The sequence below is a fragment of the Microcoleus sp. Pol7_A1 genome, assembly GCF_036701085.1.
Lineage (GTDB): Bacteria > Cyanobacteriota > Cyanobacteriia > Cyanobacteriales > Microcoleaceae > Microcoleus > Microcoleus asticus.
In genome coordinates this window covers 165540-192447 of sequence record NZ_JAUBQD010000001.1, presented here as the reverse complement: position 1 = coordinate 192447, position 26908 = coordinate 165540, and the positions used below count along the sequence as shown (strand labels likewise).

Below are 26908 nucleotides of genomic sequence, written 5' to 3'. Positions count from 1 at the left end.
TTAATACTAGCACTACTGTCAAAATAACCACCATTGTATGGTTTTCTGGTTCTCCAGCCTGGATCTTGCGATAATTTAATGGCGAATTATTGGCGATCGGGCGATCGACTGCTTGTTTCCGTAGCTATTTCTCTGCCCTATATCTTATAACTTCACAATTGTCAAGCTCATAAATAACATTAATAATATTAATTAATATTAAATTGCCATAAAGTGTAAAGATTCTTAACCTAACCTTTACTTTCGCGCGCTATGCTGATGCCGACACCGATATAACGATCGCAGATTTTTTATACCTATGCTTTTTCGTCTCAACTTGATTAATCCAAACCGTCTGACTACAGCAATTTCTGCTATGGCGATCGCCCTGAGTGTAGCAGCTTGCGGCACCAGCACAACCACAAATAGCACCCCCAGCAGTGGCGACACCGCAGCATCCCCCGGCGCTTCCCCCGTTGCAGCCACCGGCGCAGCGGAAAATACCAAACTCGCCCTAGCCTCAGACGTAGCCATCACCGCAGCCGGCGCCTCCTTCCCCGCCCCTCTGTACCAGCGTTGGTTTCAAGACTTCAACAAAATCAACCCCAAAGTACAAATTAACTATCAATCAGTAGGCAGCGGCGCCGGAGTCGAACAATTTACCAAAGGCACAGTAGACTTTGGGGCCAGCGACACCGGCATGAAAGACGACGAAATCGCCAAAGTTCCAGCAGACAAAGGCGTGCTCTTACTGCCCATGACAGCCGGCAGCATCGTCATCGGTTACAACCTGCCAGACTTAACCGAACCACTGAAACTGCCACGGGATGTTTACGCAGATATCTTCGCCGGTAAAATTACCAACTGGAACGATCCCAAAATTGCAGCCGCCAACCCGACCGCTAAATTGCCAGACCAAGCTATCACCATCGTCCACCGTTCCGACGGTAGCGGTACCACCGCCGTGTTCACCAAACACCTGAGTGCCATCAGCCCCGACTGGAAAAGTGCAGTAGGCGACGGCAAAACAGTACAGTGGCCCGTAGGCGTAGGCGCAAAAGGCAACGAAGGCGTCACAGCTCAAATTCTGCAAACCGTAGGCAGCCTCGGCTACATAGAATACGGCTATGCCAAAAACAACAATCTCAAATTTGCATCTTTGCAAAACAAAGCAGGCAGCTTTGTCGCACCTACCGACGAATCAGCTTCTCAAGCTTTAGCAACTGTGCCCATGCCGGAAAACCTGCGAGCATTTATCGAAGACCCCGAAGGCGCTCAATCCTATCCAATTGTCACCTACACTTGGATGCTCGTCCCCAAAACAGTTACTGACCCCAACAAAGCCAAAACCATCGAGGCAATGGTTGAATACGGCTTAACTGAAGGTCAAAAAGTTAGTTCCGAATTGGGCTACGTTCCTCTGCCCCAAAACGTTAAAGAAAAAGTAGCCGCGGCCGCTGACGGCATCAGCCCAGACTACAAGATTGAGGTTGCCAAATAGTAATTGAAGGAAGAGGGAAGAAGGAAGAAGGAAGAAGGAAGAAGGAAGACGGAAGACGGAAGACGGAAGAAGGAAGAAAAAAAGAGAGATATTTCTGTAGGGGCGGGTTTTACCAGAAATATTTGTTGAAAACTCAGGGGATTAATAAACCCGCCCCTCTTTGATTTTATTTATGGTCTTTCTTTCTGCTTCCTTCTAGCTTTTTCCGAAACAGGCTATTTTCCGCTACTATATATTTGGTTTTTTTTTCTATGATTTCAGATCGTAACAGCGCTCAATCAGAGAGCCGATCGCGCTCTCAAGCAGAAAAATCCTTAGACCAAGGCTTTATCTGGCTGACTCGGATTTTGGGAATAGGAGTTGGTGTAATTTTGCTGGTAATCGCGCTCACCGTTGCTTATAGGGCTTTACCTGCGATTCAACAGTACGGTTTGGGCTTTCTGTTTAGCAGTAGCTGGAATCCGGTTAAAGAAGAGTACGGCGCGCTGCCGATGATTTACGGGACGATCGTCAGTTCGGCGATCGCGCTCCTAATTGCAGTACCATTAGGAGTAGGGACTGCCATCTTCTTGAGTGAAGATTTTTTGCCGCTGCCAGTGCGCACAGCTTTGGTTTTTTTAGTAGAACTTTTAGCAGCCATTCCCAGCGTAGTCTACGGTTTGTGGGGAATTGCTGTATTGATTCCCATTATTACCAGTCTCGGCAAGTTTCTTAACGGCACTTTCGGATGGCTGCCGATTTTTAGCACCCCGCCAGTGGGCCCGGGAATGTTACCCGCCGGAGTAATTTTGGGCATCATGACTTTGCCCATTATTACTGCTATTTCCCGCGACTCTTTGGCAAGTCTCCCGCCCGAATTGCGACAAGCATCTCTGGGTTTGGGAGCTACTCGCTGGACAACAATTTTTAGAGTGCTCGTACCGGCGGCTTTCTCCGGCATTGTCGGCGGAATTATGCTCGGGCTCGGTCGCGCTATGGGAGAAACAATGGCCGCAACTCTGTTAATTGGCAATTCCAATCAGTTAAGTGCTTCTGTGCTAGCTCCTGCAAATACTATTGCTTCTCTGATGGCCAATCAATTTGCCGAAGCTTCGGGATTGCAAGTTGCTGCTCTGATGTACACGGGGCTAATTCTATTTATTCTGACGCTGATTGTGAATATTTTGGCAGAGTGGATTGTTTCTCAAGTAAGAGCAAAGTACAACTAGAAGTTTGCCGCAATTTCCTACATAGTTTTAGTTTATGTCAAATAGCGTCTCCGACGAGAATCCTTTGGTATCGAAAACAGGCAGTTTGAAGAAGGTTAAAAACAGCCCGCAAGCGCTGTTTAATCAGGCAATGACTGTACTGGCTGGAGCTAGTCTTGCCATCACTCTGCTGCCTTTGTTTGCAGTGCTTTCCTACGTCACGGTACAAGGCTTCAATCGCCTGAATTTAGACTTGTTTACCAAGCTGCCGCCGCCGCCCGGACTGTCGGGAGGCGGAATTGCTAATGCAATTCTCGGTACGTTGATGACGGTGGGAATTGCTTCTTTAATTGCTGTTCCTTTTGGTGTATTGGCAGCAGTTTATTTGTCGGAGTTCAGCAGCGGCGAAGTAGCTCGCTGGGTACGCTTTGCTACTAATGTCCTCAGCGGCGTTCCTTCGATTATTGCCGGGGTATTTGCCTACGGTTTGTTCGTGGTAAATATGGGAGGTTTTTCGGCAATTGCAGGGGGCGCGGCGCTGGCAGTGCTGATGTTGCCCACGATTGTGCGGACTACTGACGAAGCTCTACAAATCGTCCCGCAAGATATTAGATGGGCGTCGGTTGGTGTCGGTGCTTCTAATTATCAGACAGTGTTGCAGGTGGTTTTGCCTGCGGCAATTCCGGCTATTTTAACGGGCGTGACGCTGGCAATTGCTCGCGCTGCTGGAGAAACGGCTCCTTTAATTTTCACGGCGCTGAATTCGCCTTTTTGGCCGGCAGGGTTTGATAAGCCAACTCCGAGTCTTTCGGTTTTGGTGTACAACTTTGCAACGGTTCCTTTTAAGGCACAGAAAGAATTGGCTTGGGCTGCATCTTTGATTTTGGTGTGTATGGTGTTGCTGACGAGTATTCTTTCTCGCTGGGCTACTCACAAAAAAGTGTATTAAAGGGTGAGTTTTAAAAAGGCATTCATGCACTTATGGTGAAGGTCGAATGTAACCCAGGTCTTGAGTAAAATTTGAGAGGATTTTTACCTGTATGATGATGGATTTAGACAAGCAAACGGAAACAATTTTACGGACAGAAAATATCAATATTTTTTACGGCGCTTTTCACGCGGTTAAAAATGTTTGTATGGAGATTCCTAAGAATCGCATTACTGCTTTGATTGGGCCGTCTGGATGCGGTAAAAGTACAATTCTGCGATGTTTTAACCGCCTCAACGATTTAGTTAACGGTTTTCGTTTAGAGGGTAGAATTGATTACTACGGTCAAAATCTTTACGCTCCTGATATTGATGCTGTAGAGGTGCGCCGCAAGATTGGGATGGTATTCCAAAAGCCGAATCCTTTCCCGAAGTCGATTTATGACAATATTGCTTACGGTGCGAGGGTGAACAATTATAAGGGGGATATGGATGAGCTGGTGGAGAAGTCGCTCCGCCAAGCTTATTTGTGGGATGAGGTGAAGGATAAGTTGAAGCAAAGCGGTTTTTCTCTTTCGGGCGGCCAGCAGCAGCGTTTGTGTATTGCTAGGGCGATCGCGATTAATCCTGATGTAGTGTTAATGGATGAACCTTGCGCTTCTCTTGACCCGATTTCTACGATTAAGATTGAGGAGTTGATGCGGGAACTCAAGGAGAAGTATACGATTGTGATCGTTACTCACAATATGCAGCAGGCTTCTCGGGTTTCTGACCTGACTGCTTTTTTCAATGCTAAACTTTCTGACGATGGCAAGCGGTTTGGCTATCTTGTGGAGTGTGACAAGACTGAGGTAATTTTCCAAAGTCCGAAGGAAGAGTCTACTTTAGATTATGTGAGCGGCCGTTTTGGTTGAGTCCCCGACAGGTTGAAGCCTGTCGCTACACAAACTGTCGTCCCTCTACAAGAGACTAAAAACATTTTATTTTCTGAGTATGGTAGCGACAAAAAAAACTGCGTAAAACTTTTCTGAATTGAGAATCCCGCTTTCTTGGAGAAAGCGGGATTCTGGGTTTTATGATTAAAAGCTCGATCGTACTTTTTGCAAATACAAGCCACTGATTTTTGTCAAGAAATGCTGAAGAGTTCACATATTCTTCATCCAATGCTTTAACAGGTTTTCTTTGACCATGTTTTGCCGCATAACTTCGAGCAAGTATTCCTGAGCTTGGTCTTGGCTTAAGCTTTTGACTTGTTCGCGCAGCACTTGAAGTTTGAACTCCTGTTCCATGCTGAGACTGGTTGTAGGCATATCCATAAGTCGCTCCTCCAGTTTGCTGAGATCGATGCGAGATTGATCGGGATGACGTTTCGCAGGATTTGTTGTGTTCCTACATTGTAAACTATCATAACATTCCCTTGACAATATGTCCAAAGTAGACATTTTGAGACTAATTTGTGTCGCAAAAGTACATCTAAGTGGGGGGAGCTCTATCATAAAAAGGCGTCAAGAGCGGGAAGCATAAGCCAAAGGAGATAGTTTGTATGGATGCAATGGAGTTTTTTCAAAGCAGTGCTGGGGAGTGGCGTTCTCAGCGCAGCACTCACCACCTCGCTTTCCGCCAAGCGGAGATTGGGGATTCAAATATTCAGGTAACGGCGCTGGCTGCGGATGACGCGCGAGTGGCCGAGATTTGCCAAATGCACGAAGTCGATCCGAGCCGGGCTGCTGGGGGGGCTTTTGTAACTTGGCACGGTTCGATGGCGTGGGATAAGGATGATGAGAATCACAAGGGATCTACGGTGTTCGCGATCGTCCCCGATCCTGAAAATCCCCGGCAGGGTTTAATGTTGCGGGAACGCGGCTATGCGGAAATTGTGCCGGTAGCTGGCCGTTTTGAGATGGATGATGAGGATGGGCTGCTGCTGATTACGGAATACGAGACGATGAGTTCGATCGAGCGTTTCTGGTTTGCTAATCCCAACGTGCGGATGCGGACGAGTACGGTAAAGCGCTTTGGCGGTTTCAGCACTTCGACTTTTTGTACCGAAATTCGGGTGGAACCAGACTCGGATGCAACATCAGAAGCCGCAGGAGATCAAGTGGCCGCCAGCGAGTTTTATTCGGCTCTGGGCTGGTAATTTAGTCATTAGTCATGAGTCATCGGTCATAACTTTGGCTTCGTTTCCAGACTCAGCCTGGGAATCCTGGGTCTCAGGCTCTGCCTCCGGTTAGATTAGACGAGGCAGAGCCTCTCAAGTGGCGTTCCCAGCCAGAGACTGGGAACCTGGGTGATTGCTAATTACTGACTGCTGACTTCCCCAAAGTCAACAAATGTTACAGATTGTTGCAAAAATTCAGGAAAATCAGATTTAGATTGCGGGAATCCCCTAATCTGTATGTTGGTTAGTTGTATCCGTTATGCTGGCAGCTCACGGTGTCAACTATTTCTGAAATTTGAGATAACGGAGATTTTAACGTGGCGCTACCTTTGATAAGCTACGCCCCCAAGAGCCAAAACCAGCGCGTTGCTGGTTTTGAAGTGGGGAGCGACGAGAAGCCCAGAGTTTTCACAACTGAAAATGTGCTCTCATCTGGAGACATGGAAAATTTGATTTGGGCTGGATATCGCCAGATTTACAGCGAACACCAAATCCTCAAGAGCAACCGCCAAAAGTCTTTGGAGTCGCAACTCAAGTTCGGCCAAATTACTGTGCGGGACTTTATTCGCGGTTTGGCGACTTCTTCTCCTTTCTTGGAGCGGAATTATCAAACTAACAGCAACTATCGGTTTGTGGAAATGTGCGTGCAGCGCATTTTGGGCCGGGATGTGTACAGCGAGCGCGAAAAAATTGCTTGGTCGATCGTAGTAGCCAATAAGGGGCCTCAAGGCTTTATTGACGAGTTGGTCAATAGCGATGAGTACCTGGAAAAGTTCGGCTACGATACAGTACCTTACCAGCAGCGCCGAATTTTGCCTCAGCGAGTTGGAGGGGACACTCCTTTCAACTTGAAGACGCCCCGCTACGGTGAGTACCACCGTTCGCAGCTTGGCTTCCCGCAAATCATCTGGCAAACAAGTGTCCGCCGTTTTGTTCCTCAAGAGCAGCAGCCCAAAGCTGGCGATCCGTCGAACTATTTGGGTATGGCGCGCAATATGCCCCTGCCTGCTACTCCGCCGCAGCGCGTGCCTCTAGCTAATATCAATATCGACACGATGGTTCCCCGTCGCCGGTAATTGATGCTGCCCTGATGCGATTATTTGTGTCGGGCGATCGACTGAATCGATCGGCTTTTAGGCTGAGAGAGTTTTGAGTCTTGAGTTTTGAGGTTTGAGTTTTTTGATAAACTTGGAATCCAAAACTTAGGACTCATAATTTTTTGGGAAGAAGTTCGCCAACGAGCAATGTACGGGATTTAATGGAGAAATATTAGACTTGAATTGAATGCCTTCGCAAACTATCTTTAAATATATCTGCGTCGATCTGCGTGCATCCACTTTCATCTGCGGTTTCCCTCTTGCATCAAAGATTTAGGCAAGAAGTTTAATGAAGAAAAAAGGAAGGGCAAAAAATGTTTATAGTAAGAACTTTAGCAGTTTTAACTGCCCAAGAGATCAAGTGTGAGAGCGCAGGCGCAATATTTTTAGCAGGGTGTTGAATTGATCGGGTAAAGGTGCGATCGCCTCTATTAATTCTCCAGTTACTGGATGCTGCAAAGTCAGCCGCCATGCGTGGAGGGCTTGTCCGGTTAAATTGACGCCGATAGAACGGTTGGAACTGTACATCGGGTCGCCGACAATGGGATGTTTTATTTCGGCTGTATGCACGCGAATTTGATGGGTGCGGCCGGTTTCTAATTGATAGTGCATTAAGCAATAGTTGCCGATTCTTTCTTTGATTGTCCAGTGAGTAACTGCGGGGCGACCGCCTTTTTCTACTGGTACTACTGCCATTTTTTTGCGGTCTGTGGGATGCCGCCCGATGGGTAGGTCTATTGTGCCTGTTTCGGTGTTGGGAGCGCCGTAAACTATGCCTAAATATTCGCGGCGGGCGGTTTTAGTTTTGAGTTGGGCTTGCAGGTGTTGGTGGGCAATGTCGGTTTTGGCGATCGCGATCGCACCTGTTGTATCTTTGTCTAATCTGTGCACGATTCCCGGCCGCTGAACTCCGCCTATTTCTGCTAGGGGACAGTGGGCTAAGAGAGCGTTGACTAATGTACCGTCTTGGTGTCCGGCGGCTGGGTGGACGACTAATCCGGCTGGTTTGTTGATGATAATTAGGCTGTCGTCTTCGTAGAGAATGTCGAGGGGAATTGCTTCGGCCTGCAAGGAAGTGGGCTGGGCTTCGGGTAATGTGAGATGGATGCGATCGCCCGTTTTTACTGATATTTTTTTCGAGGTGCAGGTTTCGTCGTTGACTTTGACGTTGCCTTGTGATATGAGGCTTTGGATTCGCGATCGGGATAAGTCCGGTATCTGGTTTGACAGCCAAATATCTAATCGCTGATTGACATTACTGCGATCGAATTCCTCTGTATTTTCTACTGTGTAAATCTGTGCCGCAGTGTCTGTTTCTATCATTTACTTTTTACTATTTTTTGCCAAATCTGTAAAGCAAATATCTTAATCATAACATCTGTGAGTGAGTTCGCGAGCGCACGGGTGCGTCGAAACCGGATTGTTTCACAGCAATACTTCCTTTGGGCCCGCTGACTGGGTAAAAAACCCAGTTTCTTGGGTTGGAGCGGTTAAGTCGTTTGAGTATAATTGTCAATTCTATCGACAATTGTCACAGTGGCCGCACCGCATAGATGTAGCTTCCTTGGTAAAGCCAAAAGCTTGCAGCAAAAATTGCCACCTGCACTCGCGATGTTTGAGATATGTTGCCATTTCTTCCGCTGCGGTAAAGTTTTGTTTTTCGCCTTTTTGCTGTGCGGATTTGTCGATCGCATAATTAAAAGGATCTTGCCATGTTAATTGTCCGCTGCTGTGGAGAATCGAAAGGGCGATCGCGCTTTCGGGAAATTCGCGGGAAACTGCTTCTATATCGCCTTTTACTGGCAGTTTTTTGGCTAATTGCTGGGCTTCTCGATATTGCGATCGCAATTTATCTTGAAAAAATTGTGCTCTTTGTTTATCTTCGGGATAAAGCAAACCCGTCGGTTCGCTAATCAATGTCAGGGCGATCGCCGATTTACCGTCGCGTCCGCCTCTACCAATTTCCTGAATGTATTCCGATAATAGCAAAGGTGCTTGAAAGTGAACAACCCACCGGACATCTGGCTTATTAATTCCCATCCCGAATGCTGAGGTACAAGTCACAAATTTAAGGTCATTGTTCAGCCAAGCTTTTTCTATTTTTCGTCGTGATTCTGGACTTAAACCTGCATGATATGCTGCTGTTTCATAACCGGCTGTTTCCAACAAATTCGCCAAGCTTTCGCTATCTTTCCTAGTGCGGACATAGACTAAACCTGCTTGTTTTGGTCGAGCTTTAATAAAATTTAATAACTGCTGCCTGCGTCCTCTCGGCGTCCAGACTGTTTGCACTTGCAGGTGCAGGTTAGAACGGTAGGGACTTAGCAAAAATGCTTCGGGTTTTTGCAGTTGCAAGACATTTTTGATTGTCTGCTGCGCGTCGGGGTTGGCGGTAGCGGTAAAAGCTGCGATCGCAATTTTACTGTTTGCTGGTTTAGCTTTCAACAAAGCCGATCGCACTGTTCCCAAACGGCGGTAAGCTGGTCGAAAAGTATCACCCCACTGCACTAAACAGTGAGCTTCATCTAATATTAAACCGTTGATTTGGATGTGCGGCTGACTGATAATTTCCCAAACAGGCTTACTGAGTAATGTTTCCGGAGACAGGTACAGCAATCTTAATTTGTTTTGTTGCAGCGATTGCATAGTTTGTCGGCGCTGCTGTGTTGGCAATTGACTGTGCAGGAGGGAAGCGGGCAGATTGCGATCGCGCAATTCTTGCACTTGATTTTCCATCAGTGCGACTAACGGCGAAACTACCAAAGTTAAGCCTGTTTGCAACAAAGCTGGCAGTTGAAAGCAGATTGATTTGCCACCACCTGTCGGCATAATTATTATTGTATCTTTTCCGGCTAGTAAACTGCCGACGATTTCTCCTTGTGGCGGTCGAAAGTCGTCGTATCCCCAGATTTTTTGGAAGGCGGCGCGGGCTTGATTTAATGATGTTGGTTCTGGTTGGTATTGCATTTAATTTATCCCCAAATCAGACATAATGTGCGCAGTGCGCACCCTACATAATTAGATTTTGTGTAAGTCCTGATGTACCAAGAAACTGGATTCCTGGCTCCATAGTATGTAAATATCCAGCAGAATTAGTGTTAATTTAATAACAGTTAATAATTTTACTCGGATTTGAATTATGAACGCAAGCACGTTAAACGAAGTTTTCAGCTATCGGCAAAAGACTTGTGACATTTTGGACACAGCGGGGGCGGTAGAGGCGGTGCGCGAAGATGGTTTTGCGCTGATTCCCGGTGTGCTCAGCGCGTCGGAAATAGCGGCGGCGCGGGAAGCACTCGATCGCCTGCAACCCTTCGGACTCGACGGTAGCAGTTGGAGTGAATTGAACCATCATTTTAAATGCGTTTTTAATCGCGATCGGCTGTGGCTTTCCTATGCAGATCGACCGGGTATAATTGAGTTAGCAGAAGCATTAATGGGCAGCGATTGCCACATTATCGGCATGACTGCGTGGAAAAGTGGACCCGGTTATGACGGTTGGCGCGTCCACGTCGATCGGGTGTTTGTACCCGTGCCCGAAAGCGTGTTTGCCGATGGCACTTTTAAACTGCCAGTATGGATTTGTACAGCCCATTTCTATTTCAGCGACATCGCTGAAGACCTCTGTCCTACCTACATTATTCCTGGCAGTCACAAATCTGGTCGAAAACCAGATCGCGGGGAAGAAACTTGGAACGGACACTCCCCAGAACCAGTTTTGTGCAAAGCAGGAGATGTGCTGTTTTTCCGCAGTGAAATTTGGCACTCCGGCGGCAAAAATACGACCACAGATCGCACTCGCTATATGCTGCAAGTGCATTATTCCCACCGCGACATAGCTCAGAAATTTTCGCCTTGGCCGTGGCAGTTCAATCCCGAAATTCTCGCTACCGCTACTGAACGGCAACTGCGGCTTTTAGGCAAACATCCCGAGTCAAATTACGGTTAAAATACATTGCTAATTTTGTTTGAGGCGCGAGTGATAATTGACGGGAAATGTCATATTTCTTTTAGATTTTGAGTTTTGGATTTGAGATTACGATCAATTCTAGAGACTGGTAAATCTCCGAATATCTCGATCGATCCAAAATCCAAAATCTAAAATCTAAAATCGCCTAAGATTGACCGTCTCGGCGGCCGAGTTCGTAAACGCCGCCGCCAATACAGGCGATCGTACCCATAGATACCGCCCAACCAGTCCCCAGCGACCATTCGACGCCCCAATTGCACAATCCGCCGACAATCAAAAAGGGCAGAATGCTTAAAAGCGAAGCGTAAAAAGCATTTTGAGCTTCTCTGGCTTGGCGGGTTCTTTCAAACTCGGCTTCCGAGGTGTAGAGGGATCTTTCAGCAAAATTCATCCAGCGGTTGAGTTGCAGGATTACCCATTCTGTCAGGGGCGACAGGCCCCAATAGAGGGCCAAAGACCACAAAGACGCACCTGCGATCGCAGTTGCGTCTATAGCAAAACTAAAGGGAAAAATTTCAGTAAGCATTGCTTGATGTTGGTGATGAATTTGAGATTTCAGACGCCATCCAAAATCCCCGAACTAACTATAGTGTCAAGCAAAAGCTCGATCGAATTCAACCGCATCAGGAATTCCGCAGGAAAATAATTTTCTGTTCCCCATAGCATTTAACCCGAAGCCTTGACACCGGCTCTGTATGCAGTAAGATACACGTTGGTCAACTGATTCGTTTGGCGGGTAGAGCTGACGAAGGCAATCTTGCAGCGAATTGGCCCGACAACCCACACCCGCAAATACATTCAACTTTCAGCCGTGAAAAAAATCGTGCAAGACTCTACAGGCCCGCTGACGGCAAAACGCTTTTTTCGTCCCAGACAGATGCTGCTGGTGGCACTTTCGATCGGCATTGTTTCGATCGGCCCTTATTTGCAGCAGCAGTTGGTAACAGCTCAGTCTGGCTTACCAAGCAGAGTAGCGACGGGTAATTTGTGGCAAGAAGCTTCTTTTCCCGTCGAAAATTTTGAAGCCTACAGTTCCGCCTTCGGCCCCCGCGGCGGCGATTTTCATTACGGTTTGGACTTGGCAGCCCCGGAAGGCAGCTATATCCGCAACTGGTGGGGCGGGCAAATTGTGGAAGTTTGGGAAGATGGCCGGTGCGGCACTGGTATGGTGGTGCGATCGGGAAATTGGGAACACATCTACTGTCACCTCAGAGGTCGGGTGGAAACAGCTAACGGCGGGCGTTATTATGTCGATCGCGAAGGCGGCCTGGTAATTTGGCAGGGTCAAACTGTGCCGGCCGGTGCGAGAATTGCCAGAGTTGGGATGACCGGCCGCACGACCGGCCCTCACCTGCACTGGGGATTGAAGTACGGCGGTCGCTGGGTAGACCCGGCTTTGGTACTCCGGGAAATGTACGCGCAACAATCTTAATTAGTCATTAGTTAGCGGTCATTAGTCATTAGTTAGCAGTCATTTTTGTTGGTTTGTAGTAAGGAATAAAGTCCTTATTTTTTCGATAATTAGGAATAAAGTCCTCACCACAAACTTGAATAACTAATGACTAATGACCAATGATTAATGACTCTTTATGTTGGGGCCAACTCTTTTTTGGTTAACTCGGTGTACCGAGCGACAATTTGGCGGAATTCGTCGCCGTCGATCGTTTCTTCATCCAACAGCGCTTCGACAAGTTTGTCTACCAAAGCGCGGTTTTCGCGGATAATCCGGCGAGCTTCTTCGTAGCAGTCAAAGGCAATTTCCCGGACTTGCCGATCGATCTTGATTGCCATTTCTTCGGAATACTCGGATCGTGAATTCCAGTTCTGACCCAAAAACACCTCATTGTTCGGACTTTCCAAAGCCACTGGCCCCAAATCCGACATTCCATAAAGCGTTACCATCTCCCTCGCAAGACTGCTAACTTTTCTGAGATCGCTGCTGGCACCGGTGTCTATTTCAGCATCGCCATAAATTTCTGCCTCCGCCGCCCGTCCCCCCAAAGCTACTTTAATTCGGTTTAACAGCAAAGCCCGACTCCTCAAACCTTCGCTGTCGAGCATTTCGTCGTCGAGCACGAAGCTAGTAAAGCCTTCGATGCCGCCGGAACGGGGAATAATCGTTACTTTTTCCACCGGGTCGGCATTTGTGAGCATGGTCGCGACTAGGGCGTGTCCGACTTCGTGGTATGCTGTCATCCACTTTTTCTTGCTGTCCAGCAGCGGGTTAAGCGTAAGCCCGATCGTGATCCGGTCGATTGCGTCGTGAACTTCTAAGTTAGTAATCGTGTCTTTACGCCGCCGCGCTGTGAGAATAGCTGCTTCGTTGAGCAAGTTTGCCAAGTCAGCGCCGGAAAAGCCGGGAGTGCGGCGGGCGATCGTGTCTAGGGCAACTTCTGGGTCGAGTTTTTTGTTGCGCGCGTGAACTTGCAAAATCCCCAAACGCCCTTTGTAACTGGGCAAATCTACCGTTACTTGCCGATCGAACCTGCCTGGCCGCAGCAGGGCGGTATCGAGCACGTCGGGGCGGTTGGTAGCTGCAATCACAATCACGCCGCTGTTACCCTCAAAGCCGTCCATTTCTGTCAGCAATTGGTTGAGAGTTTGTTCGCGTTCGTCGTTGCCGCCGCCGATACCAGCGCCGCGCTGCCTTCCTACGGCGTCTATTTCGTCGATGAAGACGATGCAGGGGGAATTTTCTTTAGCTTTGCGGAACAAGTCGCGGACGCGCGAGGCGCCGACTCCGACAAACATTTCGACAAATTCGGAACCGGAGATACTGAAGAAGGGGACGGCTGCTTCGCCTGCGATGGCTTTTGCCAGCATTGTTTTGCCGGTTCCCGGAGGCCCGATTAACAGAACTCCTCTGGGAATTTTGGCGCCGATGGCGTTGAAGCGTTCGGGTTTTTTGAGGAAGGTTACGACTTCTTGAAGTTCTTCTTTAGCTTCTTCGATGCCTGCTACGTCGTCGAACATCACGCCGGTTTTGGCTTCCATTTGGAAACGGGCCCTAGATTTGCCGAAGTTCATGGCATTTCCTTGAGATTGGGTCGATCGGCGCAGGATTGCCATCAACACTGCCAACACTGCAAAAATCACTAGCAAGTTTACTACTAAACTGACTGCGGCGGCGTTGTCGGCTGTTTGTTTAACTTCAAAGTCAATCTTTTTGGCGCGGATTTGCGAGTACAGTTCTCGGTTGTTGTAGTCGAATAGGGTAACTGATTGGGCCTGATCGCTTTTTTGATTTTTTAGCCTAACTTTGGCAGTTCTTTGAGTTTCGTCTACTTCGATTTTACTGACTTGCCCTTTTTCTATGTTGTCAATCAGTTGGCTGTAACTCATGGTGGTTGGGGTGCTCTCGGCAAAAACCGGGGCCGAGAGCAATATTCCTTGAGAAATCACCAAACTGCCCAGGATGCGCCACAGATTCCGTCCTGGAATTGATTTTTTAGGATTCTGGCTCGATTTGTCTTTGTTTACAGCTAGATGCCCCAGCCATGCGTGTTTCCAAGAATTTTTCATATTGCTTTGCCCAAGGTTGAAGACTGCCAAGATTGACCGCTTTTGGTTTGCTACCTTTATTTATGTTAACAAGAGGGCGGGTGTTGAATGGGTTTATCTCTCGCTGGCATCTTAAGAGGCACCTCAAGAGGGGGGGTTTTGAATCCACGGCTCCTCAAGAAACCGGGTTTTTTACGTAATCTGCGGGCTATAACCAAGGATTTTGCTCAAAAAACCCGGTTTCTAGGCCCCCTCCACTGAACTTACCCGCTGCTCCTCAAGAAACCGGGTTTTTTACGTAATCTGCGGGCTATAACCAAGGATTTTGCTCAAAAAACCCGGTTTTTGGGCTCCGTCCGTAAATCTAAAATCTAAAATCTAAAATCTAAAATCGATTGACAGTTGCCGATCGAACTTGCTATGTTATTCATAGTCGGAATGAGTACGCTTTAGTCGAGCAGTGATTGTTTTTGAGTTTTATGGTAAAAATTGTCGGCATTGGCGGAAGTTTGCGGGCTGGCTCCTACAGCCAGTTAGCGTTGAAGGTGGCAGCAGAGCGGGCGCAAGCCTTGGGCGCGGAAGTTGAAATATTGGATTTGCGATCGCTCAAGCTGCCCTTTTGCGACGGTGAGAATGATTATCTCGATTACCCGGATGTGGAAAAGCTGCGAAATGCGGTTAAGCAAGCCGACGGCTTGATTTTGGCAACGCCGGAGTATCACGGTAGCGTCAGCGGTGCTCTCAAGAATGCCCTGGATTTGATGAGTTTTGAGCATTTGGACGGGAAGGTTGCGGGTGCGATTAGCGTTTTGGGAGGGCAAGTTAACAGCAACGCACTCAACGATATGCGCGTGATTTTGAGATGGGTACACGCTTGGGTAATTCCGGAACAAATTGCGATCGGACAAGCTTGGAAAGCTTTTAGTCCCGACGGTAAATTGTTGGATGAAAAACTGTCTGAAAGGTTCGACGAATTTGCTCGGAGTTTAGTAGAAAATACGCGGAAATTGCGAGGAATTTCGTAATTGTCTCTCATGACAAATGTAGTCTGGGACGCAACTGGCATAGTCTTTGGGTGCGTCCATTCCCCTAATTTATCGATTTGAAGAGGTTTTGTCTCTAGCAGAGCGCCCTACAAGCTGTAATGTTAACAGTCAACAGTTAACAGTCAACAGTCAACAGTCAACTGAGTTAAAATGGCATATCGATCATGTCTCCGAAAGGATGGGGTACGTCGATCGCCATTCTTCCAGGTTTGGACTCATATTTTTCTATCCACTTTTTGGCTAATTCCAAAGCTTCCTCCTCAGTCTTGGCATTTTGGACGGCGACGTGGCGGTTGCCGCGGCTATCCCAAACCTCGACGTAGAAGACTTTCTGGGATTGAATAATCCAACCTTTATAAGTGTCTGCTGGTTCCATAGTTAGAATCCTAAAATAATCTGGCGGGGAGTTCCACTGGCGAGCTAATTGTAAATATTGCCCTGCATAAAATGAATTTTACGGGGATTTCTATAGTATTTTTGGAAAAAAGTCAGTTTTACGGTTAACCTCATGACTAGACTCCTGAAGCAATTATTTAACTGGAGAAAATACCTCCAACCTTTGGCCGCGGCGATCGCGATCGCCCTAATGGCATCCCAGATGGCGGTATTGCCGGCATTGGCGACTGGCGTGTACGAAATGCCGGTGTTGTCGGCGGGCGATCGTACTTGGGTGTTCGACAAAGGCGACGTGCTCAGCCGCAGCAGCGAAAGCAATATCAGCAGCGTACTCGACAACCTGGAAAATAAAACAGGGAAACAAGTCAGGTTGGTCACCATCCACCGCTTAGACTACGGCGAAACGACTGCCACTTTCACCGACCAACTGTTTGAACAGTGGTTTCCCGCAAAAGAAGATCGGACTAATCAAATTTTACTCGTTCTCGACACTGTTACCAACAGCGCGGCAATTCGGACGGGGGAAGGAGTGAAATCCCTGCTAACCGATGAAATTGCCCAGAGTGTGGCTGGGGAAACCGTGCAAGTGCCGCTGCGCGAAGGCAATAAATACAACGAGGCATTTGCGGCTGCAAGTACGCGCATTGCAACTGTTTTGTCGGGCGAACCCGATCCGGGTCCTCCTGAAGTTGTTGACAACATTCAAGTTGAAGGCACGTTTAAAAAAGCTGAAGAAACAGACCAAGGCAATGCCACAGTTGTTGTGGTTGTGCTGTTGGTATTGGCGACAGTGATTCCGATGGTGACTTATTTCTGGTATCAAGGTTTTTCGTGATCGGTGCTGCTTGCATCCGATCGGTTGCCGTTTTGTCAAGAAAGTATGGCAGGGCTGCACTAATCTTGAACGTATTCTCGATCGCTCAACAATGCAATTTCTGCCCGCACAAATTCCCGTCCCAGATAAGCCGCGTGATCTAACATTGTCACCGGGCTGGGGCGGGTTTCTTCTAGGATTTTGACGCAAAGTTCTTTGGCGGTTCTGCCGGTAAAAAGTGTGGCCTGAGTGCGTTCTACTTTGCCGCGGGCGGGGATGGGTTTACCAGTTTCGGGATCGACGGCGAGGCCTCGATCGTCGATGATGTTGGTGAAATGTTTGGCACAAATTAAGCTGGTTTCGCGATCGAGATAGATGATGAAGTAGCCGCCGGGATCGAGGTCGAGGTGGCGTTTGGATAGCTTGTCATCAATTGCGGTGAGGTTTTCCAAGGTTTGACTCATGGTTGGTGAAAGAAAGTAGACAATAGCTGTGATTTGTTCTGCTATTTCTAGTTTAGTCGGCTGCGGGACAAGTTTGGGACGTTGGTTGGTTGAATGGGGGGAAAGTTTGGGCGATCGACAATTCCTGCAATTTGCCGATCGCTCCTATGCTACAGTCGATCGGGCTCGACAGAGAAATTGATGAGTGAACTTAAGACGCGATCGCTGTTAGAGCCCCGACTTCTTGAAGAAGTCGGGGCTCGGGGTATTGTGTTTTTTTAGCCGTTGCTCACTTATCTCTGATGCAAAATCGGTTATTGTTGTATAGATAATTTGTTTTTATTAAAGCTAAGCAAAAATGAAATTTATAGATTTGTTTTCAGGGATTGGAGGTTTCAGACAAGGTTTTGAAAAAATAGGCTTTGAATGCATTTTTTCATGCGAGATTAACAGCAAATGCCGACAAGTTTACACGGAGAATTTCGGTGAGGTTCCTTTTGGAGATATCAGTAAAATTAATCCCGTCGAGTTAGAAGACTTTGATGTTTTAGTCGCCGGGTTTCCGTGCCAACCTTTTAGCATCTGCGGCAAAAAGCTAGGTTTTGAAGATACTAGAGGTACGCTATTCTTTGATATTTGTAAAATCATAAAAATAAAGCAACCTCAAGTAATTCTTCTCGAAAATGTCAAGCACTTAATCCATCACGACAAGGGAAATACCTTAAAAGTAATTATTGCCAGTCTGGAAGATTTGGGATACAGCGTCAATTACAAAATGCTGAATGCGAAAGACTTTGGAATTCCTCAACATCGTGAAAGAATATTCATTCTTGCAACTAAAGGTAAAGAATTCAATTTTTCTGGACTTAAAAGCAAGTTTCCTCCCCAACTCAGGGAATTTCTAGACGAGACAGGGGATTTTGAAATATTGGACAAATCAGAGTATACTTTAATTGATTATCCGAGAAAGCAAGATTCGGGACTTGTATTTGTAGGTTACAGAAATAAAGGTACTTGGAAAACTGGCGTGAGGCCAAATACAGAACATTTATCGAGAGTTCACAGACAGCCTAATCGCATTTATTCGGTAGATGGAGTGCATCCGACTATTCCTTCGCAAGAAACATCGGGCAGGTTTTTTATCTACATTCCCGAGCAAGATATGGTGAGAAAGTTGACGCTGAAGGAATGTTACCGCCTTATGGGTTTTCCTAAAGATTTTAAAAGTTATCCGAGTGCGGGGGAAAGCTACAAGCAAATTGGCAATTCGGTTTGTGTACCGGTGGTGGAGGCGATCGCCAAAGAAATATTAAGTCAAAAAATATTGTCAAATAAGTCAAATGAACTACAGAAAAAAACTGAAGAATATATACAGATTATCCTTTTAAATTGCTGATATTAACTCGACGAAGATTCCCATACAATTCGAGACTGTCTTGCTAACAAAAGTGCAAGCTCATCAGCCCTTGGACGGTTATCTTCACGATAGGGCAAGCCTATAATACTCCCATGAGATGAAGAGTCACGTACTACATTTAGACCTAGTTCTCGAATTCCCCCTAGATTAAGGCTAGCGACTCCTTCGCAGTTTCTCAATGCACTCAAAGATTGCTCTATGGAAAAATTGACAGAAATACCCTGTTCGTTTATACGTTGGCGCAAATAGTAGGCGTCCGATTTGACGATCGATCTATCCCGATCTATCCATCCTTTTCGGAGAGCTCGGTAAACAAGTGTAAGATCCGGTAATGTTTCAAACTCTGACGCACTCCCTGAAGACGGTTCTATCATATTTTGTTAAACCACTGCAACCAGTAAACTAATGTTGATGATGAAGCGATATCTTCGACCGCATTTTCATTTTTTGCATGGTGATAAATATCAACTGGTTGCTCCGCACTGAACGGACAAAATAGGCGAACTGTACGCTCTGGTTCTAAGCTTGTCCAATCTAGTGTAATACTGCCTCTGTCATCTGTACCTGTAGAGCATTTGGGAAAACTGTTTCCCATGCTATCGTAGGCTTCGACAACTAACTTCATCGCTGTCTTGAAAGCATATTCAGTCGGTCTTAAAATTCCGTACTCATCCTCTTCTTCTAAATCTAAAAGCTCGATCAGACGTTCAACAGTGATTCGGAAATTCCATAAACCGCTATTGCTACTGCTATCAGTAATCTGTTCTTTCGCTACAGTCATAAGATTCAATCCGTTTTAGGCGATCGCCAGTTTCATTTTAACACAGCTTCATGCTGTGAAATTTGCACTCAAAACTCCGATCGTTGACCGTCAATCGATATTTGCAAGGACACAGCATTGCCTTGTCCAAATCCGAATATATTTGTAGGGATACAGCACTGCTGTGTCCCGGATATTTGCAAGGACACGGCACGGCCGTGTCCCTACCGAAAACCCTAATTAATGAAATTTTTAAGCTTGTAGTTGCGCTTGAGTCTGCCGGCGCTGAAGCGCAACTACAAACCTCGATTAGGCGGGAACTTGGATTTTTTCGGTGCCGGCAAGTTCAAAGGCTGCGTGAATTGCCTTCAAAGCAGTTACACCTTGTTCCTCATCCACAACGCAACTAATTTTAATCTCGGAAGTGGCAATCATTTGAATGTTGATTTGCTGGCGAGAAAGCGCTTCAAACATTTTTGCCGCTACTCCCGGATGCGCTACCATCCCGGAACCGACAACGCTAACTTTGGCAATTTGTGTATCCACTGCTACTTCGCCCCATCCAAATTCGGGGGCGGCTTTTTTGAGGGCGTCTTTAGCAGCTTCGGCGTCAATTTGTGCTACGGTAAATGCAATGTCGCGAGTTAATATGCCGTCGATATTGTGGCAGCGCTGCGACTGAATGATCGTGTCTACGCTGATATTTTCCTCGGCTAAAAGTCCGAACAGTTTTGCTGCTACTCCGGGTCGATCGGGCAATTGGCGAATTGCTAGACGCGCTTGATTGATATCCAACGCAACGGCGCGGACTGCGGGCGGTTTTTGGGATGATGAACGCCGCCCAATAGGGGAGTTGGCGACATCAAATGCTTTGCAGAGTTCGGCAACGGCCCGATCGCAATCTTCGGCATCGATCGCACAACTAACTTTCACCTCGGATGTAGAAATCATTTGAATGTTAATTCCTGCATCCGCTAAAGTCTTAAACATCTGGGCCGCTACCCTCGGACGCCCGATCATTCCTGCACCCGCAATGCTAACTTTAGCGATCGGCTTTTCTTCTGCTTTCACTTCCGGTTCTCCCAATTCTGGGCGAGAATTCTTGCCGAGGGTGGGCACGATCGCATCTGCAACGGCGACAGCTTGATTGAGGGAATTTCGCCTCACTGTGAAGGCAATATCGTTAGTATTTCCTTCGTGAATTGACTGGATAATTAAGTCTACATCGAGGTTTTGTTGCGCGATCGCACCAAACAACCGCGCTGCTACGCCGGGGCGATCGGGCAAACGCAACAGCGACACCCCCGCCTGATCCAAGTCAAATTCCACCGCATCCACCGCTTTTGCGAGCTCTAAGCCCTCCAAAGGCCGGGATTGGGCGGGAGGCGACACTACCCGCGTACCGGGGGCGTCACTCCAGCTAGAAAGCACTACCAGCGGCACGCCGTAATTCTTGGCAATTTCTACAGCGCGCGGGTGGAGGACTTTTGCGCCCAAACTTGCCAATTCCAGCATTTCGTCGCAAGTGATTTCATCCATCAATTGGGCGTCGGCAACCAAGCGCGGATCTGTAGTCAGAATTCCGGGCACGTCGGTATAAATTTCGCACCTGTCGGCCCGCAGCGCTGCGGCGAGGGCAACTGCTGTTGTGTCGGAACCGCCGCGCCCCAAGGTGGTAATTTCCAATTCTCCGGCATTGGCGATGCCTTGGAAACCCGCAACCACAACGACTTTACCGCTTTTTAACTGGGTTTCAAGCCGATTCGGGTCGATTCGCAAAATCCGGGCGCGGGTGTGGGCGGCTTCGGTGACAATGCCAACTTGGGCGCCGGTGAGGGAAATTGCGGGCTGTCCCATTTCCTGCAATGCCATGCTCAAAAGTGCGATCGAGACTTGTTCCCCAGTGGAAAGCAACATATCCATTTCCCGCTTGTTGGGATTTGCGGAAATTTCCTTGGCGAGTTTAACTAAACCGTCGGTGGTTTTGCCCATCGCCGAAAGTACGACAACCAGAGAGTTGCCGAGCTGTGCTGTTTTTACAACTCGTCGGGCTACTTCCAGAATGCGATCGACTGTACCAACCGAGGTTCCGCCATATTTCTGAACAATTAGTGCCATAGGACTTACACAAAAAGTGATGCAATACTTAAGTTAATATACGCAAATTTTTGATAATAACCGATGAATGTTTATATTGTTTCTGAGGAGGCTGCTAGGCGATCGCATTTTTACAGCACATGATATTCCTAGGGACACTGAATTGCCGTGTCTCTACCGGCATCTGCGACTTATGCGAATTTAAGTTTTTGATTGAAGAATTGCAAATGACTTATGAAGAACCCAACCCCGATAATCATCAGTCATCCCCAATCTAAAATCTCAAATCTCAAATCTCAAATCGAATTACTCGCCTTCTAACTCTCGCAAACGCGCTTCTAAAGCTTGAATTCGCAGCTCAGCTTCTGTGCGCCTTTGTCGTTCTCGTTCAGCAGCCAATTAGGCTTGTTCTGCCCGTTCCTCGGCCGCCGACAGCAAATTCCCGGAAGCATCCTACCAGGGCAGCCAAGGCAGCTCTACGCCCCGATAAACCCCTTGCCAAATGCCTAATTTCACTCCTATTTGTGCGATCGGGTAATGTCCGCGCTGATTTTGTGGGACTAACTCGAACCGATCCTCTACCAAATGATACACTTCAACTTGTGCCTTTTTGACTTCATAAATGCCGTAAAAAACAGGTCGAATTATCCGCTCGTAAATCCAGAATTTGCCCTGGCGAGGAGTCTTATCTCTTTCTTCACTGCCATCGCCAGAAACAAATTCAAGTACAATCAGAGGCGGCTTATTTCCTGCTACATTACATAGGATCGGCGAAGATTTCCGTCAAGAGTTTGCGCCACGTCGGGCACGTAAAACCAATCAGGTGCTGCGGCTCCTCTTTCTGGCGGTTCCGGGGGTTGGGCCACTCGCCAGTAAATACCGGAATCTTGACCGATGCAGTATTGTCCGTCGAGATGAATTTGGTCTAGAATGAGTCGAATTGAAGTTGTTAATAGGATGCTTTGAGGATGTTCTTGGAAGTTTTTTACAAAAGTACCGTCAGAGTCTGGTAATTGAGTGTGGTTGGGGAAATCTGTTGCTATAATTTCTGGTTTTTCGGCGACACTCATGTTGACCTCTTGAATGTTAAAAAATTATAGTTATAATTGGTGACTTAGAGATTAATAATGCTATTATGTCATTGGAAGCCTCCGGTTGCTATATAGAAAATTTTCATAAATATGAGTAAGTACAAGTTAATTATTTTTGACTTCGACGGCACTTTGGCAATTACTCACAAAGCTATTGTATTTTGCTTTACCAAAACTTTTGAAACTTTCAATATTACCCCGCCTGCTGCTGACACTATTATAGGTACGATCGGCATCAATTTACCAAATACTTTTAAAATCCTCCATCCGGCGATCGAGGAAAGCGCAATTCCCGAATGGGTTGAAACTTACCGCTCTTATTATCGGACGGAAGGTGAAAAGCAGGTAGATTTATTTCCGGGGACAAAGCAAGTCTTGCAGTTGGCGCGCCAGTCTGGATTGAGCCTGGGAGTTTTCAGCAACAAACAGGTTACTTTTGTTAATTTATTACTCAAAAATTTGAGGATTCACAGTTTTTTTGATTTGATATTAGGTGATAACGGACAAATAATTCCGAAACCCAACCCGACTGTTTTTCACTCGATTATTAAACCGCTGTTCCCGGAATTGGATAACAGTCAAATTTTAATGATTGGCGATACAGCGATTGATTTGCTGTTTGCTAAAAATGCTGGGATAGATGTTTGTTGGGCGACTTACGGATATGGCGATCGCGCTCAGTGTCTCGCCCTAGAACCGACTTTTGCGATCGACGATATTTCGGAACTTGCTGTGTTCGTTAAAAATTAATTTTTTATTATTTTTTTCAGAAGAGTTTGAATCATTTAAGTAAAAGACATTAACTAAGAAATATTTTAATATAGCCGGACGCTCTATTTTTTTGAGTGAAGTGAAAAAATAAATGCCCGAACCTGTAAGCCACCCAAAGGCTGCCCAATAAACCATACCAAAGATAGAGTTATCGCGGTAACAGTTATTATAAATTAACAATTAGGATTCTTGAGAAGGTAGAAAGCAGAAAGCAAAAGGCAGAAAGAAAAAAACGAGGGAAGCCCGATTTTTTCTAGGTAAAAATTACAGCCAAAATTCTGCATAAGAGCCTTCTAAATTCTGCCTTCGGCAAACAGGAAATTCTGTTAAAATCTAGGGTGCGGCCAGTCGGGATAGACAATAAACTCAATTTATAGAAACTCATGCAGATCGATATAAGCATTCCTTCTGAAACGCTATCGCCGACTCGCACTGGCGGCAATCCACCGAATTTAATAGAAGAAGTATTTCGGCTGTACGATCGCGCCCTGGCAGCTACCAGCAACGGCATCTCGATCGCGGACGCTACCCGGCCCGACAAGCCCATAGTCTACTGCAACCAGGCTTTCGAGCGGATTACAGGCTACGATCGCAGCGAAATAATCGGGCACAACTGCCGCTTCCTGCAAGGCCCGGATACCGATGGCGCTGCCGTCGCTCAAATCCGCGCGGCCCTGAAAGAACAACACGACTGCAAAGTAGTTCTGAAAAACTACCGCAAAGACGGCACCCCCTTCTGGAACGAACTCACCATCTCGCCCGTGCGCGACAGCAGCGGGATCGTCACCCACTTCATCGGCGTCCAATCTGATATCACCGATCGCAAACAAGCAGAAGAAGCCCTCAAACAAGCCGAGGCAAAATACCGCAGCATCTTTGAAAACGCCACCGAAGGCATCTTTCAAACCGCCCCAGACGGGCGCTACCTCAGCGCCAACCAGGCACTCGCCCGAATGTACGGCTACGATTCCCCGTCAGAACTGATCGCAAAATGTTCGGCAAAAAACCTTTACGCCGATCGCGCCCGCCGCGCTTCCTTCATTGCCGAAATCAGCAAAAACGGTTCCCTGAAAGAGTTTGAGTCCTGCGTCCACCGCAAAGACGGCAGCACTACCTGGATCTCGGAAAACGTGCGCGAAGTCCGCGGCGCAGGCGGCGAACTCCTTTACTACGAAGGAACCGTCGCCGAAATCGCCGCCCGCAAACAAGCCGAAGCAGCCCTGCGAAATCAAGAATACTGGCTGAAAACCGCGATCGACGCCGTGCCCGACGCGATCAACCTCACAGACAGCGAGGGGCGCTGGCTGATTGCCAACGACTGCGCCCTCAAACTTTTGGGCTGGGAAACCGCAGACTACCAGGGCAAAACTACTGCCGAACTCGCTGCCGCCGCCGATCCCAGAGTCAGAGAAATCCTGCTAAATTGGCAGGAAACCGACGAAACAACCTGGCAAGCAGGCACTCTCACCTCTAGCCGCCAAATTGTCCCCTTGCCCACAGGCGGCAGCAATTTGTTTGAAGTGCGGAAAGTGCCGCTGTTCAACCCCGACGGTTCGCGCAAAGGTTTGGCAGTCGCGGGGCGGGACATCACCCAGGAAGTGGAAGCGGATGCAGCTTTGCGAGACAGCGAACAGCGGTTTCGGGCAATTTTTGAACGCGCTGCGATCGGCATGGTAGTCGCTACCCTCGAAGGTATGGCGATCGCCACTAATCCGGCATTTCAAGCTATGCTGGGGCGATCGGAAGCTCAACTGCGGGGTGCGGGCCTGGACGAATGCACGCACCCGGAAGACGTACAAGCTTCGCGCGAGTTGCGCCAACAGTTGGCCGCGGGTTCGCGCGAAGCTTACCAAATCGAGAAACGCTACCTCCGCCCAGACGGCAGCATCAGGTGGGGACGCCTCAGCGCCTCTGCGCTCGACAGCAGTCAGGGAACGCCGCAGTTTATTTTGCAAATGGTAGAGGATATTACCGATCGCAAACAAGCCGAGTCAGCTTTGTTGCAAAATGAGGCTAAATGGCGATCGCTGATTCTCAACAGTTCCGACATGATTACTATTGTCGACGACAGCGGTCGCATTATTTACGAAAGCCCTTCTGTAGAAACAGTTTTGGGCTACGAACCAGAGGAACTCGCCCGTCAAATTGCCGTCGATTTCATCCACCCAGACGACCTGCCCTCGCTGATGTCCGACGGCGAAAAAATGATCGCAAATCCAGGCGATCCGATCGCCCTAGAAGGTCGGTTCCGGCGCGCTGACGGTTCTTGGTGTTTTCTCGAAGGCGTCGGCATCAACTTGCTAGCAGACCCCGCTGTGAGCGGAATTGTGATCAACTCCCGCGACATGACGGCGCGCAGGCAAGCAGAGTACCGCCTCAGCAAAATTAACGAGTGCTTTTTGGGATTCACCACCGACGCCAGTGACAACATCCAGCGCCTGACATCCTTAGCAGGCGAGCTTTTGGGCGGAAGTTGCGCTATCTACAGCCGCCTCGGTGGCGGTCTGCTGCGCGCGATCGCGACTTGGCAAGCGCCGTCGGACTACCCGCTGGTCGATCGCGCTGATGGCCACATCTGCACCGACGTATGCAGCAAAGGAAGCGATCGGGCTGTGGCTATTCCTGACTTGCAGAAGACGATCTACGGCAAAATCGATCCCGCTGTCATCCGCTACCAACTGCGAAGCTATCTGGGACAAGCAGTGCGGCTGGGCGACAATTACGTGGGTGCGCTGTGCGTTCTCTACACTGAGCCGATCGCGCCCACAGAAGCCGACTGCAAGCTGATCGGAATTATTGCCGGGGCGATCGGAGTTGAGGAAGAACGGGCCGCCGCCGCCGATCGCGATCGCCAAAAATCCCAAGAACTGCAAACAGCTTTGCACGAATTGCAGCAAACTCAAATGCAGTTAGTACAAACCGAAAAAATGTCTTCCCTCGGACAGGTGCTAGCAGGAATTGCCCACGAAATTAACAACCCAGTGGGCTTTGTCGCCGGCAACCTCTGCCATGTCCGAGACTACGTTCTCGACTTGTTAGAAATCGTGCAAGTGTATCAAGAAGAATACCCAGATTCCCCTGCCAAAATTCAGCAACAAGCCGATGATATAGACTTAGAATTTCTAGCAAAAGACCTGCCAAAATTGCTCACTTCGATGCAGATAGGATGCGAGCGAATTGTAGAAATTATTCAAACTCTGCGCAATTTCTCGCGGGCGGACGAAGCGAAAATCAAGACTGCCGACATTCACGAAGGTTTAGAAAGTACCTTGTTAATGTTGAACAGCCGGCTGAAAGCCAAGGCAAACTGGCAGGGCATTGAAGTGATTAAAAAATACGGAGAACTGCCGCAAATACAATGCCATCCCGGACTGTTAAATCAGGTTTTTATGAATCTATTGGCCAATGCGATCGACGCCTTGGAAGAAAGCAGCAGCAAAGCAAAAAATACAGCCGATACTATCTTTCCTACAATTACGATTCAAACTGAAATGATTGATAACAATCGCATTTGTATTCGGATTAAAGACAACGGCCCGGGCATTCCCGAAGATCAGATCGTGCGTTTGTTTGACCCGTTTTTTACCACAAAACCAGTAGGAAAAGGCACAGGTTTGGGTTTATCAATTTCGCACCAAATTGTCGTTGAAAAACACAACGGCAAATTGCAGTGCCTCTCGGAACCAGGTAAAGGCACCGAATTTATCATCGAAATTCCAATTAAGTAGAAGGAATCAGGAAGGCACTAAA

24 protein-coding genes and 1 pseudogene are annotated in these 26908 nt (G+C 47.7%); 15 read left to right on the top strand and 10 right to left on the bottom strand.

Annotated elements, in window-relative coordinates:
- The first annotated feature begins 298 nt into the window (after nt 1-298).
- From pstS to pstB, 5 genes are all read left to right on the top strand, one after another.
- A complete protein-coding gene (gene pstS / locus QUA20_RS00825) occupies nt 299-1480 on the top strand; it encodes a phosphate ABC transporter substrate-binding protein PstS (protein ID WP_333184424.1) in 1182 nt (393 codons plus the stop codon).
- A 3-nt stretch (nt 1481-1483) separates the two neighbouring features.
- Complete coding sequence (locus QUA20_RS00820; protein ID WP_333184422.1) at nt 1484-1609, top strand: hypothetical protein; 126 nt, start codon at nt 1484-1486, stop codon at nt 1607-1609.
- Nucleotides 1610-1731: 122 nt separating this feature from the next.
- Entirely contained in the window at nt 1732-2688 is a 957-nt protein-coding gene (gene pstC, locus QUA20_RS00815; protein WP_333184421.1) for a phosphate ABC transporter permease subunit PstC, read from the top strand.
- Nucleotides 2689-2722: 34 nt separating this feature from the next.
- Nucleotides 2723-3616 carry a phosphate ABC transporter permease PstA gene (gene pstA, locus QUA20_RS00810; protein WP_172189579.1) on the top strand — a complete coding sequence of 298 codons (894 nt, stop codon included), beginning with the start codon at nt 2723-2725 and terminating at the stop codon, nt 3614-3616.
- 91 nt (nt 3617-3707) lie between these two features.
- A complete protein-coding gene (pstB, locus tag QUA20_RS00805) occupies nt 3708-4508 on the top strand; it encodes a phosphate ABC transporter ATP-binding protein PstB (RefSeq protein ID WP_015176818.1) in 801 nt (266 codons plus the stop codon).
- A gap of 231 nt (nt 4509-4739) precedes the next feature.
- On the opposite strand, the gene QUA20_RS00800 is transcribed toward pstB, so the two are convergent.
- Nucleotides 4740-4910 (bottom strand): NblA/ycf18 family protein, encoded by a 171-nt coding sequence (locus QUA20_RS00800; RefSeq protein ID WP_333184417.1) that lies wholly within the window; start codon nt 4908-4910, stop codon nt 4740-4742.
- 227 nt (nt 4911-5137) lie between these two features.
- Here QUA20_RS00800 and QUA20_RS00795 point away from each other — a divergent pair, with 227 nt between their 5' ends.
- Together QUA20_RS00795 and QUA20_RS00790 are read left to right on the top strand one after the other, a co-directional pair.
- The gene (locus tag QUA20_RS00795; RefSeq protein WP_172189581.1) at nt 5138-5734 is read left to right on the top strand and encodes a phycobiliprotein lyase; all 597 of its coding nucleotides are present in this window, start codon (nt 5138-5140) and stop codon (nt 5732-5734) included.
- A 338-nt stretch (nt 5735-6072) separates the two neighbouring features.
- On the top strand, nt 6073-6831 hold the full coding sequence (locus QUA20_RS00790) for a phycobilisome rod-core linker polypeptide (protein WP_172189583.1): 759 nt from the start codon (nt 6073-6075) through the stop codon (nt 6829-6831).
- Between the two features lie 378 nt (nt 6832-7209).
- On the opposite strand, the gene QUA20_RS00785 is transcribed toward QUA20_RS00790, so the two are convergent.
- Both QUA20_RS00785 and QUA20_RS00780 read right to left on the bottom strand, forming a co-directional pair.
- Nucleotides 7210-8175 carry an RluA family pseudouridine synthase gene (locus tag QUA20_RS00785; RefSeq protein ID WP_333176956.1) on the bottom strand — a complete coding sequence of 322 codons (966 nt, stop codon included), beginning with the start codon at nt 8173-8175 and terminating at the stop codon, nt 7210-7212.
- A gap of 195 nt (nt 8176-8370) precedes the next feature.
- Nucleotides 8371-9819, bottom strand: a complete 1449-nt coding sequence (locus tag QUA20_RS00780; protein WP_333184412.1) for a RecQ family ATP-dependent DNA helicase — start codon at nt 9817-9819, stop codon at nt 8371-8373.
- Nucleotides 9820-9991: 172 nt separating this feature from the next.
- Here QUA20_RS00780 and QUA20_RS00775 point away from each other — a divergent pair, with 172 nt between their 5' ends.
- A complete protein-coding gene (locus tag QUA20_RS00775; RefSeq protein WP_333184409.1) occupies nt 9992-10801 on the top strand; it encodes a phytanoyl-CoA dioxygenase family protein in 810 nt (269 codons plus the stop codon).
- Nucleotides 10802-10967: 166 nt separating this feature from the next.
- Here the strand turns inward: QUA20_RS00775 and QUA20_RS00770 are convergent, their stop codons facing one another.
- Nucleotides 10968-11348 (bottom strand): hypothetical protein, encoded by a 381-nt coding sequence (locus QUA20_RS00770; RefSeq protein ID WP_172189597.1) that lies wholly within the window; start codon nt 11346-11348, stop codon nt 10968-10970.
- A 351-nt stretch (nt 11349-11699) separates the two neighbouring features.
- On the opposite strand from QUA20_RS00770, the gene QUA20_RS00765 reads away from it, so the two are divergent.
- Nucleotides 11700-12254: a M23 family metallopeptidase gene (locus QUA20_RS00765; protein WP_172189616.1), complete on the top strand. Its 555-nt coding sequence runs from the start codon at nt 11700-11702 to the stop codon at nt 12252-12254.
- 155 nt (nt 12255-12409) lie between these two features.
- Here the strand turns inward: QUA20_RS00765 and ftsH are convergent, their stop codons facing one another.
- Complete coding sequence (gene ftsH / locus QUA20_RS00760) at nt 12410-14344, bottom strand: ATP-dependent zinc metalloprotease FtsH (protein ID WP_172189599.1); 1935 nt, start codon at nt 14342-14344, stop codon at nt 12410-12412.
- A 458-nt stretch (nt 14345-14802) separates the two neighbouring features.
- Here ftsH and QUA20_RS00755 point away from each other — a divergent pair, with 458 nt between their 5' ends.
- Nucleotides 14803-15348 (top strand): NADPH-dependent FMN reductase, encoded by a 546-nt coding sequence (locus QUA20_RS00755; RefSeq protein ID WP_333184405.1) that lies wholly within the window; start codon nt 14803-14805, stop codon nt 15346-15348.
- 166 nt (nt 15349-15514) lie between these two features.
- On the opposite strand, the gene QUA20_RS00750 is transcribed toward QUA20_RS00755, so the two are convergent.
- A complete protein-coding gene (locus tag QUA20_RS00750) occupies nt 15515-15745 on the bottom strand; it encodes a hypothetical protein (protein WP_172189601.1) in 231 nt (76 codons plus the stop codon).
- Between the two features lie 132 nt (nt 15746-15877).
- Here QUA20_RS00750 and psb32 point away from each other — a divergent pair, with 132 nt between their 5' ends.
- The gene (gene psb32 / locus QUA20_RS00745) at nt 15878-16600 is read left to right on the top strand and encodes a photosystem II repair protein Psb32 (RefSeq protein ID WP_333184402.1); all 723 of its coding nucleotides are present in this window, start codon (nt 15878-15880) and stop codon (nt 16598-16600) included.
- 59 nt (nt 16601-16659) lie between these two features.
- On the opposite strand, the gene QUA20_RS00740 is transcribed toward psb32, so the two are convergent.
- On the bottom strand, nt 16660-17043 hold the full coding sequence (locus QUA20_RS00740) for a DUF4346 domain-containing protein (RefSeq protein ID WP_172189606.1): 384 nt from the start codon (nt 17041-17043) through the stop codon (nt 16660-16662).
- 28 nt (nt 17044-17071) lie between these two features.
- Between QUA20_RS00740 and QUA20_RS00735 the strand changes: the two genes are divergently transcribed.
- Together QUA20_RS00735 and dcm are read left to right on the top strand one after the other, a co-directional pair.
- The gene (locus QUA20_RS00735; RefSeq protein ID WP_333184399.1) at nt 17072-17224 is read left to right on the top strand and encodes a hypothetical protein; all 153 of its coding nucleotides are present in this window, start codon (nt 17072-17074) and stop codon (nt 17222-17224) included.
- A gap of 156 nt (nt 17225-17380) precedes the next feature.
- A complete protein-coding gene (gene dcm, locus QUA20_RS00730) occupies nt 17381-18418 on the top strand; it encodes a DNA (cytosine-5-)-methyltransferase (RefSeq protein ID WP_333184397.1) in 1038 nt (345 codons plus the stop codon).
- 391 nt (nt 18419-18809) lie between these two features.
- On the opposite strand, the gene QUA20_RS00725 is transcribed toward dcm, so the two are convergent.
- From QUA20_RS00725 to QUA20_RS00715, 3 genes and pseudogenes are all read right to left on the bottom strand, one after another.
- On the bottom strand, nt 18810-19220 hold the full coding sequence (locus tag QUA20_RS00725; RefSeq protein ID WP_333184395.1) for a hypothetical protein: 411 nt from the start codon (nt 19218-19220) through the stop codon (nt 18810-18812).
- A 288-nt stretch (nt 19221-19508) separates the two neighbouring features.
- Nucleotides 19509-21317 carry an aspartate kinase gene (locus QUA20_RS00720; protein ID WP_333184392.1) on the bottom strand — a complete coding sequence of 603 codons (1809 nt, stop codon included), beginning with the start codon at nt 21315-21317 and terminating at the stop codon, nt 19509-19511.
- 285 nt (nt 21318-21602) lie between these two features.
- Nucleotides 21603-22366 (bottom strand): annotated as a pseudogene (locus QUA20_RS00715) (Uma2 family endonuclease).
- 111 nt (nt 22367-22477) lie between these two features.
- On the opposite strand from QUA20_RS00715, the gene QUA20_RS00710 reads away from it, so the two are divergent.
- Both QUA20_RS00710 and QUA20_RS00705 read left to right on the top strand, forming a co-directional pair.
- On the top strand, nt 22478-23137 hold the full coding sequence (locus tag QUA20_RS00710; protein ID WP_333184389.1) for an HAD family hydrolase: 660 nt from the start codon (nt 22478-22480) through the stop codon (nt 23135-23137).
- A gap of 404 nt (nt 23138-23541) precedes the next feature.
- Nucleotides 23542-26886, top strand: coding sequence for a PAS domain S-box protein (locus QUA20_RS00705; RefSeq protein ID WP_333184386.1), 3345 nt, complete (start codon nt 23542-23544; stop codon nt 26884-26886).
- Nucleotides 26887-26908 lie beyond the last annotated feature (22 nt).